We start from the raw sequence: 12,842 nt of genomic DNA, 5'->3' as shown, positions 1-12,842 counted from the left end.
CGCTCAATCTTCCATGCGCCAAAACGCATTTTTCTTGAAATTACAGTTGCGCTTGCCTTATGACACGGTCCGAGTGCTTAAGCACACGCAAAGTTTCGAATTATTCTAAACTGCGTTCTAGAAAAGATGACACAGTTCGTCAAGTCTTCTCGTCGGAAGAATGCGGTTGGAGAATGAAAAAACACGACCGGAGTACCAATGCCCGAAGTCATTTTTAACGGCCCTGCGGGTCGCCTCGAAGGCCGTTATCAACCCTCCAAGGAAAAGAGCGCGCCGATAGCGATCATCCTTCATCCGCACCCGCAGTTCGGCGGCACGATGAACAACCAGATCGTTTATCAGCTCTTCTATCTTTTCCAGAAGCGCGGTTTCACGACGCTCCGGTTCAACTTCCGCTCCATCGGCCGCAGCCAGGGCGAGTTTGACCATGGCGCCGGCGAGCTTTCCGATGCCGCGTCCGCTCTCGACTGGGTGCAGAGCCTGCATCCCGATTCGAAAAGCTGCTGGGTCGCCGGTTATTCCTTCGGCGCCTGGATCGGCATGCAGCTTCTGATGCGTCGCCCGGAAATCGAAGGTTTCATGTCGATTGCGCCGCAGCCCAACACCTACGACTTCTCTTTCCTCGCCCCCTGCCCGTCTTCCGGCCTCATCATCAATGGCGACGCCGACAAGGTCGCGCCTGAAAAGGACGTCAACGGTCTGGTCGAAAAGCTGAAGACCCAGAAGGGCATCCTCATTACCCACCGCACCCTTCCCGGCGCCAACCACTTCTTCAACGGCAAGGTTGATGAGCTGATGAGCGAATGCGAGGACTACCTCGACCGCCGCCTGAATGGTGAACTGGTTCCGGAACCGGCGGCGAAGCGCATTCGGTGATTTAGGAGCGCAGCTTAGGTCATTGTTGATCTACCTACAATGATCGACGGCGGGCTTGGCTCGGCCCCCTCTGACCGGCAGGGCAGAGGGGGCGAGCCAAGCCCGCCATCGTCTATTACGCCCTGACCAAAACCCCACCCGTAACCGGCTCATTCACCCCCGTCGTACCCGGATAGGTCAGCGGCAGCCCCTTCAGCGATCGCACCGCCAGATAGGCCCAGGCCTCCGCCTCCATCGCCCCGCCGTCGAACCCCGCCTCTTCCGCCGCGATTACCCGCGCACCCTGCTTTGCAGCAAGGCTCGCAAACTCTTCCATGATAACAGGATTGAGCCGCCCGCCGCCGCAGATCACATAGGTCTTAGCCGCTTCCGGCAAATAGCTCGCCGATTTGAGGATCGCGGCACCCGTCAGATGCGACAGCGTGCGTGCGCCGTCCGCCAGCGAAACCTCGCCCTTTTGCGGCGGCACGAAATCGCTGCGGTCAAGCGAGCGGCGGATATTGGCCGAGAAGAACGGGCTTTCCATGTAGCGCGTGACGAGCGAGGCAACGACGCTGCCGCCCGCCGCCGTCCTGCCGCCCTTGTCGAAGGCTTTGCCCGTATGCGCCTCGATCCACTGGTCGATCAGCATATTGCCGGGACCGCTGTCGAAAGCCGCAAGCCGCCCTCCCTCGCCGATATAGGTGAGATTGGATATGCCGCCGATATTGACGAAGACGGCGGGCGTTTCGAAGCCATCAGGCAGATTGGCGGAGAGCGCCATGTGGTACGCAGGAATGAGCGGTGCGCCCTGCCCGCCATGCACCATGTCGTTGGCGCGCATGTCGTAAACCACATCGATACCGGTTTCCTCGGCCAGAAGGGCGCCGTCGCCGATCTGCACGGTCAACGCCTCATCCGGCCGATGCAGCACCGTCTGGCCATGAAAACCGATCACGTCTATATCGCTGGCTTCAAGCCGGTGGCGGTGGAGGAAGGATTTGACTGCCGCCGCATGGGCAAGCGTCAGCTTGCGTTCCGCATCCGCGAGGTCACCCGGACGCTCGCGCCGTTCGCGAATGGCTTTGGCCGTAACCAGCGCCTTCTGCCACGTGGCGCGCAGGCCCGGATCATAGGGGAAATAACCGCTCGGCCCATGCCGGACCACGTTTTCGCCATCCGTGCGCAACAGGCCGATATCGATGCCGTCCATCGACGTCCCGCTCATCAGCCCGATTGCCGTTTTGACCTCGCCCACGCGCTGCTCCCTTTCAATATCGAATCATGCGGAGATGAATCGCCGTTATTCATGGCCGAAACGGGTGCACTTTTCAAAAAACAATGGTAAAGCCCCCCGCGTTCATTGACAGACAATGACGGCAAAGGTCCAACCAGAAAGAAAAAGGTTATGTCCAGGTTCAAGTCCGATTTCCTCCGCACGCTCGATGAGCGCGGCTTCATTCACCAGATCTCCGACGAGTCGGGTCTCGACGAACTGTTCGCCAAGGAAACCGTGACCGCCTATATCGGCTATGACCCGACGGCCTCCAGCCTGCATGTCGGCCACCTCACCCAGATCATGATGCTGCACTGGATGCAGAAGACCGGTCACCAGCCGATTTCGCTGATGGGCGGCGGCACCGGCATGGTTGGCGATCCCTCCTTCAAGGAGGAGGCCCGCAAGCTGATGACGATCGACATGATCGAGGACAACATCACCTCGCTCAAGCACGTTTTCGCCAACTACCTCGATTACGATCGCGCGGAAAATCCGGCGCTGATGATCAATAATGCCGACTGGCTGCGTGGGCTCAACTACCTCGAATTCCTGCGCGACGTCGGCCGCCACTTCTCGGTCAACCGCATGCTGTCCTTCGACAGCGTGAAGACGCGCCTCGACCGCGAGCAGTCGCTGTCCTTCCTCGAATTCAATTACATGATCCTCCAGGCCTACGATTTCGTGGAACTGAACCAGCGTACCGGCTGCCGCCTACAGATGGGCGGCTCTGACCAGTGGGGCAACATCATCAACGGTATCGACCTCGGTCACCGCATGGGGACACCGCAGCTCTATGCGCTGACCTCCCCGCTTTTGACCACGTCTTCGGGTGCGAAGATGGGCAAGTCCGCGTCCGGTGCCGTCTGGCTCAACAAGGACCTGCTGCCGGTCTATGATTTCTGGCAATACTGGCGCAACACGGAAGACGCGGACGTGGTTCGCTTCGCCAAGCTCTTCACCACGCTGCCGATGGATGAGATCGCACGCATCGCCGCCCTTGGCGGATCTGAGATCAACGAGGCGAAGAAAATCCTCGCAACGGAAGTGACGGCCATTCTGCATGGCCGTGCCGCTGCCGAAGAAGCTGCCGAAACGGCGCGCAAGACTTTTGAGGAAGGCGCGCTTGCTGAAAACCTGCCCTCCATCGAGGTTCCGGCATCCGAACTCGATGCCGGCGTCGGCGTCCTGTCGCTCATCGTCCGCGCTGGCCTTGCCGGCTCGAATGGCGAAGCCCGCCGTCACGTTCAGGGCGGCGCGGTAAAGATCAACGACAAGGGCGTATCCGACGATCGCCAGATGATCGGTTCCGCCGAGATCACCGGCGATGGCATCATCAAGCTTTCGGTTGGCAAGAAGAAGCACGTTCTCGTTCGCCCGGCGTAACACCCGCGCAAATCATCAGATGAAGGGCCGCGGAAGCGGCCCTTTTTATTGAAACTCGAAAATCTGCCTGAAGACGCCCGGCGCTATCAGCGACAGCGGGTTGATTGTCAGCTTCGGCTGGTCCGTCTGGCCGGAAAGCTTGAAGGTGATGCCGAGCAGCCCGCGGTCGCGGCCGTTGCCGAGGAAGATGCCGATGAAAGGCAATTCGCCGAACAGCCGGTTCAGGCCATAGGCGGGCATGAAGGTGCCGGTCATGTCCATACGACCGTTCTGGTCTTTCAGCAGGCCCTGAAACGTCGCACCGATCTGTTCGCCGCGCACCACGCCGTTTTCCACCGCAACAGAGCCGTTGACGTAAACGAGCCGGGCAAAACCGCGCTGGAATTTCTCCGAGCTGACATCGATATTGCGGCGGACCGCCGTGTTGAGGCTCCGGCCGTCATCGCCCGTCGGCGTGGCGACGATATCCTGAAGCTTCGCTTCGTTGACAACGGCGAAATTGCGCAGATCGAGCGAACCGCTCCAGTCGCTGCCGTTGACGGTCGAGAGTGCGAGATTGAGAAGACCACCGCGAATGCGGGTGTAGATATTGGTGAAACGGGCAAGAGAACCGGCATCGCTGCTGGTAAGCGTCACGGTTCCCGTCGCGCCGCGATTGGTCGTCTGCGCCACAACCGCCTGGCCCCTGCCGGTGACGCCGCGAAAATCAACCGAACGGACCTTGCCGTCACGCACACTGACATCGGCACTGACATTGGAAAGGATCTCGTCGTTGAAGCCGTAGACCTTGTCGAGTTGCGCCTTGATGGCAAGGGACGGCTGCGAACGCGATGTGCCGTCACCTGCCCCTGAGGAACTGCGAAGCTTTGAGAGGAAAGGCCGGAGATCGGCCGATTTTCCCGAAGCGTTGATGCTGTATCCGTTTTTGGAGGCAGTGATGGCGACGGCGTAATTGTCGGAAGGTGACAATTGCACGCGGCTGAGATCGGCCGAAATCAGCCCGTTCTTGGTGAAGGTGACATCTCCGGCAGCGCCGAAGCCGTCCCCGGTTAGGGAGAAATCACTGATCGTCGTGCGGCCATCGCTGGTTTCCAGGTTAAAGGTCGCTTTTGCCGGAATACCGACGCCCTTGCTCCATCCAAGCCCCGGCAGAATGATAGACGCCTTCGCCAGATCGAGCTGTATCTCCTGACTTTTCGTATCCGCGCCATCGATTTCCACAACGGTCGTGCCGCCAAGAACCGTGGAAAGCTCCGGTGCAAGCTTGGCGACCTGCGTCTCGTTCAGGGTTGCTTTCAGCGACAGCGTTGGAGCAACGTCGCTGTTCTTGCGCACCGGCTCCGTCATCTCGATAGACATCGGAACATCGTCCACCCGGCCCTTGCCTTCAAGCTTGAGCTGCCGGTCGTTGATGGACATGAAACCGTCAAGCGCGGTCACCTTGCGGCCGGCAAACGGCTTTGTCAGCGACAGGTTCTTCAGATCGAGATCGGCAGTCCACACCGGCGGCGGTGGATTTTGGCTGGAAAGCATGCCGACGGTCAGCTTTGCATTCGCCGTCACGTCGCCGGTGAAGTCATCCGGTTTGAACTGCGTATCCTTGAGCGCATTGATAGGCTTCAGCGTCGCAAGCTCAGCCACGGCATCTGCCGAGCCCGAAACGTTCAACTCGAGATTCCCAAGCAGGGGCTTTGCATAGACGTCGGACATGGAGAACCGGCTGTCCTCCAGCGCAAGTGACCGATTGGAGGCGAAATAGGATGTCGCGTTCTTGAGATCGACATTCATCCGGCCGCCGACGAGATTGAAATGCGCATCAACGTCGCGCAGCGGCGGAATGTCGCCGGTAGTATTGAGACGCGTACCGTCGATATCGAAGCGGATCTGCATTTCGCTCTCGCCCAGCACCAGCGGGCAACCGGGACCGCACATCCGTCCCTGCGGAATGAAGATCGCAATCGAGCCGTTCGTGACCGTGCCGCCATAAAGATTGGACACCACCCACTCGCGCGGCTTGTGCGCCATCCAGAACGGCCAGAGCTGCTTGACCGCCGTGGCCTCCATCTTGGGAATCTGCCCGGCAAAACTGATTTCAGGCGAGCCCTGGCCGAAGCGGATTTTCAGCGAGCCTGCCATGTCTCCAAGCGGGCCGGTAACGTATAGCGAGGGAACCTCGAGCTGCCTGGTCGCGACATTGAATTGCCCGTCCGCCTTCAAGCTGAAAGGAACGGGGTCTTCGCCAGAGGCTTCGGCCGAGGCAACCGCATTGTCGATCCGCAGCGAAAGATCGAAGCCCTCTTGGGTATCCGTGATTTCCCCAGTGACCGGAATAGCCGTTCGCCCAAGGTCGATCCGCGAATTCCCAATGACAAGACTGTTTTTCTGAAAATCGTAGCGCGCGTTGACGGTGCCGGCAGTGAAGGGCTGAGCCTCGCCGCCGATAAGAAGCATTCCATTGCCCATGCCGAGCGAGATTTCCAGCCGCGGCTCATGTCCGGGCATGGAACGCCGGGCGAGGATGCTGACACCGGTCTTGACGTTCAGCCCCTCATGAAGATTGCCTTCAGGATCGAATTTTTCCAGAAAAGGACCGATGTCGAAACCGTCGATGCGCGCGTCGAAACCGTCTATCACACCGCCTGATCCCGATGTCTTTAGCGACAGGCTGGCGATTTCGCCGTTAAACAGCGTTTCACCCTCAAGCGAATATCCGCCCTGCTGGTCAGGGGTCAATGAAAGCTCGCGCACTTCAACGACGCGTGGCTTGCCGGCTTCGCTCGGTGGCAAGTGGATCGAGACGCTGGAAATATCGATTTCCTCTGTTCCGCTGCTTAAAAACGCCTGCGCCAATTTGTCCAGCTGGGAAAACGCCGCCTGCAACTGCTGCGGAACAGCGTCCAGCCGGATGCTGGCGAGATCGAAACCGTTACCCTTCGGCAAAAGGGCCGTATCGAGTTCCATCCCGTCGGCCTCGAGACTTTGCACGGAGACGCGTCCGGTCAAAAGCGCGAGCGGATCGAGCGCCATGCCGATAGCCCTTGCCCGGCTCAAATGCTGGCCGGATTCCTTCTCGACGATATCCACATCCTCGGCCACCAGCGCAAGCCGCAGCCCGGTCGAGAACCTGATGGCCGAAGAACCGATTCGCGCGCTGTAGTGGGGTCCGAGCGCCCGTTCGAGCGCCTGCTGCGCCTGGCTGGAAAGGGCATTGTCGATCGATCCGGTTTCGACGGAGACAATGATGCCGCCGATGGACAAGAAGGCCAGTACGAAAAGAGCAGCGAAAATCTTGATGAGAGCACGCGCCATGGAGCGCGGCGCCGGGCAATGCACGATGAGAGGATCTTCGGCCTGCGCCGAAGGAAGATCATGCAGCGCAACGATATCGCGCTTGCTGAACTTGACCTTTTCACCCCTTACTTCAGCCATACGCCCGTGTTTGCCCCTGAATAGCTTTTGTTTCGCCTCAACACTGGACGACGCCCGGTTTCGCTATATATCGAATGTGGCGACTTTCACTCAACATCCCGGCGAAAGAAAGATGATTATGACAGAACTGACGATTGGCAGCCCTGCCCCGGATTTTACTTTGCCCCGCAACGGTGAAGGAACGGTGACATTGTCCGGCCTGCGAGGCAAGGCGGTCGTTCTCTATTTCTACCCGAAGGACGACACATCCGGCTGCACCGCCGAAGCGATAGATTTCAGTGCCCTTGGCGCGGAATTCGAGGCCGCCAATACTGTCGTCATCGGCATTTCCCCTGATAGCGTCAAAAGCCACGACAAGTTTGCTGCAAAACACAAGCTTTCGGTGATGCTGGCCGCCGACGAGGAACGGAAGGCTCTTGAGGCCTACGGCGTCTGGAAGGAAAAAAGCATGTATGGCAAAAAATACATGGGTGTCGAACGCACCACCGTCCTCGTAGCACCTGACGGTACGGTCGCGGAAATCTGGAACAAGGTGAAGGTTCCGGGCCACGCACAGGCCGTTCTCGACGCCGCACGGAAGCTCTGAGAAACGCCCCTGTCGTGACGCCCACCTTCAGGATCATCTCGCTGCGCGGCGGCGCCACCGAGGCGATTGCCTGCGCCGATCTCGACAGAAAAACCGCACTGGCGCAGGAAACGGCGACACGATGGTTCGAGCGCCGCCTGTCGCTGCGCTCCCCCCTAGATCCACCCCTGCCCGAACGTCCGGGCAGGCCGGATAAACCGGAACTCGTTCCGCCGACCGCCGTGGAGCGCCGCTCCCTACACAGCGTCAAGGGTCGCATAGCGCTGCTGCACGCCATCGCCCATATCGAGCTGAACGCCGTTGACCTCGCGCTCGACATTGTGGCCCGTTATGCCAGCGAGCCGGTGCCGCATTCCTTTTTCAACGGCTGGATGCAGGTTGCCTTCGAGGAGGCGAAACATTTCCGGCTGGTGCGGGAAAGGCTGCGAAACCTCGGCGCGGATTACGGCGATCTGCCCGCCCATGACGGGCTCTGGCAGGCGGCGCATTCAACCCGCAACGACCTCACCGCGCGGCTCGCAGTCGTGCCGCTCATCCTCGAGGCGCGCGGACTGGACGTGACGCCCTCCCTGCAGGCGAAGATGCGCGAAACCGGAGACCTTGAAAGCGCCGCCGTTCTCGATGTCATCTACAATGACGAAAAGGGCCATGTCGCCATCGGCGCCAAATGGTTTCGCTTCCTGTGCGCCCGTGAAAAGAAGGACCCGGCAGCAACCTTCAGGCAACTGGTGCGTGCTAATTTCCGGGGACCGCTGAAACCGCCCTTCAACGACCTAGCCCGCGCCGAAGCCGGGTTGACGCCATCCTTTTACCGCTCCCTCACTGCTGTCAGCAACAGCAGCTGACGCCCGCAGCCCGGCGCATGGTGCAAAACTTCGTTAACCTTAACGAAGTATGATTTCCTGTGAGAAATCGGCCAGTCCGGAGAGAGATTTTGACTGATACAGCGGAAAACCGGGTATTCGGCAAAAAGCGGCAGCAGCACGTTCTGGTGCTGGCAAGCGGTGACAAGGTCCGGCACATGACGATCCGGCCTTGGATGACGGCGCTTGCCGGCTGCACGATCGGCCTTTTCTCGCTCGGTTATCTGGGCGCCACCGGCTATCTCATCCTGCGTGACGACCTGATCGGCGCGACCATGGCGCGCCAGACCCGCATGCAGCACGATTACGAAGACCGTATCGCCGCGCTGAGGGCGCAGGTGGACCGCGTTACCTCAAGACAGTTGCTCGACCAGCAGGTGGTTGAAAAGAAAGTGGAAAAACTGCTGCAACAGCAGGCGGCACTCACGTCCAGACACGGGCGGATGAGCGAATTGCTGGAGCGCGCGGAAAATTCCGGCATCGCCGCCTCCACGGCCATGCCCCCCATTCAAACCGCGCCCTCCTCGCTCTCGAACGCGATGGCACCGGAAAAACGCGCCGATCTGACAGGTGGCCTCTCCGCCATAGAAAATCTGATGGCGCCCCGCCCATCGCAGCCGGAAAAGCCAGCCGGAACCGACAAGCGGGCATCCTATGTGCCCGAAAACGGCGAAACGCCTTCCGACCGCGCCGACCGCGTGTTTTCCAAGGTCACGCTGTCGTTGAAGGATATCGAACGCCAGCAGATATCACGGATCGCCAGACTGACCAGCGACGCCGAGGACAAGGCAAGCGCGATGCAGGATATCATCCGGCAGGCGGGTCTGAAAATCGACGAAAGTGGCACGGACGGTGTCGGCGGCCCCTATGCGGATCCGCAGGGGAATGAAACCGATCCCTTCAATATGTCTCTGACCAATCTAGACAATGCGCTCAACCGGCTGGATATCGTCAAGGAAACCGCAACCGCCCTGCCCTTCGGCAATCCGGCCCCCGGCAGGGCGATCACCAGCCGATTCGGAAACCGGCTCGACCCTTTCCTCGGACGGCCTGCTTTACATACCGGCATCGATTTTCGCGCCGAAACAGGCGCCGACGTCAAGGCGACGGGCGCTGGAAAGGTAACGGTTGCGGAAAACTCCGGCGGCTACGGCAATATGGTCGAGATCGATCACGGCCAGGGCGTATCGACGCGATTCGGCCATCTCTCCACCATTCTGGTCAAAGCCGGCGACAAGGTGGAGGCCGGCGACATCGTTGGCCGTGCTGGCAGCACCGGCCGCTCCACCGGTCCGCACGTACATTACGAGGTCCGCCGCAACGACACGCCTGTTGATCCGATGCGGTTTCTGGTCGCCGGGGCCGAGCTTAAAACCTATCTCAAATAGCAGTACGATTTTAACGCTTTTTTCGCCCTTTTTGCGATAAATCGCCAGAAACCGCGCTGAAGGCCCAAAAGCCTCGCCAACGTCTCGCCGTTTCACGCGCATTTCCGGTTGTTTCCTTGACTTTCTGGCAATTTGGGCATATCCCCGCGCCAAGTCTTTGCAAGTGTCGCAGCGGCACGCAGGTATTCTTACCGAACCAGAACGGAAAAAGTTCTTCCTTTGACAACATTCTCTGATCTTGGCCTGAGCCAAAAAGTTCTTTCCGCTATTGCAGATGCCGGCTACACGACGCCGACACCCATTCAGGCTGGCGCAATTCCGCCTGCTCTCGAAAAGCGTGATATCTGCGGTATCGCACAGACCGGCACGGGGAAAACCGCATCCTTCGTTCTGCCGATGCTCACACTGCTGGAAAAAGGCCGCGCACGCGCACGAATGCCGCGCACGCTGATCCTCGAGCCGACCCGCGAACTGGCGGCACAGGTAGCCGAAAACTTCGAGAAATACGGCAAGAATCACAAGCTGAACGTCGCCCTTCTGATTGGTGGCGTTTCTTTTGAAGATCAGGACCGCAAGCTTGAGCGCGGCGCCGATGTTCTCATCTGCACGCCCGGCCGCCTTCTCGACCATTGCGAGCGCGGCAAGCTCCTGATGACCGGCGTTGAAATCCTCGTGATCGATGAAGCCGATCGCATGCTGGATATGGGCTTCATTCCCGATATCGAACGCATCGCCAAGATGATTCCCTTTACCCGGCAAACCCTGTTCTTCTCGGCCACCATGCCGCCGGAAATTCAGAAGCTTGCCGACAGGTTCCTGCAGAACCCGACCCGTATCGAGGTTGCCAAGCCCTCCTCCACGGCAAAGACCGTTACCCAGCGCATCGTCGCTTCGCACAACAAGGACTATGAGAAGCGCGCTGTCCTGCGCGATCTCGTCCGTGCCGAAGAAGCCGAACTCAAGAACGCGATCATTTTCTGCAATCGCAAAAAGGACGTTGCCGACCTCTTCCGTTCGCTGGATCGTCACGGCTTTTCCGTCGGCGCGCTGCATGGCGACATGGACCAGCGTTCGCGCACGACCATGCTGCAGAACTTCCGGGACGGTCAGCTGACGCTGCTGGTCGCTTCCGACGTTGCAGCCCGCGGTCTTGATATTCCCGATGTCAGCCACGTCTTCAACTTCGACGTTCCCATTCATGCCGAAGACTATGTCCACCGCATTGGCCGTACCGGTCGTGCTGGCCGTTCGGGCAAGGCCTTCACACTCGTCACCAAGAGCGATGCGAAATATCTCGACGCGATCGAAAAGCTGATCACCGAGAAGGTCGAATGGCTGAACGGTGACCTGTCCTCCCTCCCCGCGCCCATGGAAAGCTTTGAAAGCAATACCGGCCGCCGGGGCACCAAGGAACGTGGCGGCAGAGGCCGCGACAGAAACCGTCGCGATGCACCTGCATCGCCGGTAGAAAACATCAATCAGGGTGCACAATCCACCACTGTGGATACGGACATCGCGGCTCACGGAGAAGACAAGGTGAAGGCAGAACGCAGACCGGAAAAGACCCCGCGCAATTCCGAGCGCAACAGCCGCAACCTGAACCCGCTGCACGCCAATGACGACAACCGCGACCGTCGCCGCCATTACCGTGACCATGACGATGGCCCGACGCCTGTTGGTTTCGGCGATGACATTCCCGCTTTCATGCTGATCGTGGCCAACGCCAAGGGCTGAGCCCCGACGGCCTGACGCAGGAAACAATACGCATGACGCCGACGATCAAGCCAGGACAAGATTTTCCAGGCGTCGGCGTTGGGCTTGCCATATTGCGTGATGGCCGCCTGCTTTTATGCCGGCGCTTGAAAGCGCCGGAAGCCGGATACTGGAATATTCCGGGCGGCAAAGTCGATCACCTTGAATCATCCCTCGCCGCAGCACGGCGAGAAGCTGAAGAAGAGACCGGGCTGACAATCGGCAAGGTCGAATTTCTCTGTCATAGCGAATATATCAATGTCGCAGACCGGCACCATTGGGTCTCGCTGATCTTCGTCACCCGCGACACGCAGGGTGAGCCGGTACTGACAGAACCGGACAAGCTTTCCGATATCGGCTGGTTCGACCCCGATAACCTTCCCGAACCCATCTCTGCCTTTGCAAAAGACGCGCTGGCTGCTCTGACGAAATAGAGTCGCTAGCGGACGGAAGCGGCATCAGCGCTGACCGGCGTGGGCTTTTCGCGGCACTCAACGGCGTCTTGAGCTCTACTAAAAACAGGCCTCGCCTGCGACAGACGCGACGCTCCTGCGCGATTTGCTTTCGGAAAACCCAATGCTGGAAGAATATCTTTTCGCGAAGCTTTTCGAATGCAATTTAAAATTGCTTAAATTAGCATCACATAAAAAACCGCCCCGGTTGCCCGAAGCGGCTTATACGTAATGAAAATAATAGAATATAGAATGTAATATAGTTTGGCAGTGCTTAAGTTCGGAACACTTCCGAGGCTTTTTACAGCCAATTTCAGTCGTCCCCTGAAACACCTATATCTAATCTAACCATTTACTTTTCGTCAAGCAGATCTTCTCGCAAATGCGAAAAAAACATGGCAAAGCACAAATAACGCGCAGAGAAATATGTATATTCTCTTTTTAAATCAATAAATTAGATAAGTGGAAATAAAATGTGCATTTTATTGGGGTGCACTATAAAAGGCAAAATCGCAAACCCGCCCTTATAAAACTGTGCTTATACGCACTGCATGTTACAGTTTTATAAAGTAAAAATGCTCTAAACCATGACGAGCAGTACTTCCGCTTTTATGAAATTACAGAGTGAATTGCCGACCTTAAAAAAGATGAATCTCGGCAAAAAACAATCGCGCGCGATCACATTGAATATATACAACCATAACGCGTTATTGCAGACTGTTGTTTCAAATTGGATGAGTTGCGATCAAAACGGCCGTGCAGTGAACGATGATGTGCGATTATGATGGGTATCAGCGATTTTTCCTTTGGAAAACCAGTTGTTGCCGATAAACATCAAACCGGGACAACAGGATT

General features: G+C 58.3%; 9 protein-coding genes. 7 read left to right on the top strand and 2 right to left on the bottom strand.

All coding sequences use genetic code 11. The annotated features are described in order from the left end of the window. Positions 1-198 precede the first annotated feature (198 nt). The gene (locus J5276_RS04815; protein ID WP_003507952.1) at positions 199-876 is read left to right on the top strand and encodes an alpha/beta hydrolase; all 678 of its coding nucleotides are present in this window, start codon (positions 199-201) and stop codon (positions 874-876) included. Between the two features lie 115 nt (positions 877-991). Here J5276_RS04815 and J5276_RS04810 read toward each other — a convergent pair whose 3' ends face one another. Then, complete coding sequence (locus tag J5276_RS04810; RefSeq protein WP_112154609.1) at positions 992-2,113, bottom strand: anhydro-N-acetylmuramic acid kinase; 1,122 nt, start codon at positions 2,111-2,113, stop codon at positions 992-994. 150 nt (positions 2,114-2,263) lie between these two features. Between J5276_RS04810 and tyrS the strand changes: the two genes are divergently transcribed. Beyond that, positions 2,264-3,517, top strand: coding sequence for a tyrosine--tRNA ligase (tyrS, locus tag J5276_RS04805; protein ID WP_003515978.1), 1,254 nt, complete (start codon positions 2,264-2,266; stop codon positions 3,515-3,517). Positions 3,518-3,562: 45 nt separating this feature from the next. On the opposite strand, the gene J5276_RS04800 is transcribed toward tyrS, so the two are convergent. After that, positions 3,563-6,946 (bottom strand): DUF3971 domain-containing protein, encoded by a 3,384-nt coding sequence (locus tag J5276_RS04800; protein WP_112154608.1) that lies wholly within the window; start codon positions 6,944-6,946, stop codon positions 3,563-3,565. Positions 6,947-7,064: 118 nt separating this feature from the next. Between J5276_RS04800 and J5276_RS04795 the strand changes: the two genes are divergently transcribed. The 5 genes from J5276_RS04795 to J5276_RS04775 all read left to right on the top strand — a co-directional run bounded on the left by J5276_RS04795 (position 7,065) and on the right by J5276_RS04775 (position 11,969). Continuing rightward, entirely contained in the window at positions 7,065-7,532 is a 468-nt protein-coding gene (locus J5276_RS04795; RefSeq protein WP_025593886.1) for a peroxiredoxin, read from the top strand. Positions 7,533-7,546: 14 nt separating this feature from the next. Continuing rightward, a complete protein-coding gene (locus J5276_RS04790) occupies positions 7,547-8,377 on the top strand; it encodes a ferritin-like domain-containing protein (protein ID WP_112154607.1) in 831 nt (276 codons plus the stop codon). An 89-nt stretch (positions 8,378-8,466) separates the two neighbouring features. Next, on the top strand, positions 8,467-9,783 hold the full coding sequence (locus J5276_RS04785; RefSeq protein ID WP_112154606.1) for a M23 family metallopeptidase: 1,317 nt from the start codon (positions 8,467-8,469) through the stop codon (positions 9,781-9,783). Between the two features lie 219 nt (positions 9,784-10,002). Further along, positions 10,003-11,517: a DEAD/DEAH box helicase gene (locus J5276_RS04780; RefSeq protein WP_019567097.1), complete on the top strand. Its 1,515-nt coding sequence runs from the start codon at positions 10,003-10,005 to the stop codon at positions 11,515-11,517. Positions 11,518-11,549: 32 nt separating this feature from the next. After that, entirely contained in the window at positions 11,550-11,969 is a 420-nt protein-coding gene (locus J5276_RS04775; protein ID WP_003515990.1) for an NUDIX domain-containing protein, read from the top strand. The last annotated feature ends 873 nt before the right edge of the window (positions 11,970-12,842 follow it).

Source organism: Agrobacterium sp. S7/73 (assembly GCF_019355535.1).
Taxonomy (GTDB): Bacteria; Pseudomonadota; Alphaproteobacteria; order Rhizobiales; family Rhizobiaceae; genus Agrobacterium; species Agrobacterium tumefaciens.
The sequence above is the reverse complement of the archived record's forward strand: the minus strand, read 5'-3'. Positions and strand labels throughout refer to the sequence as shown.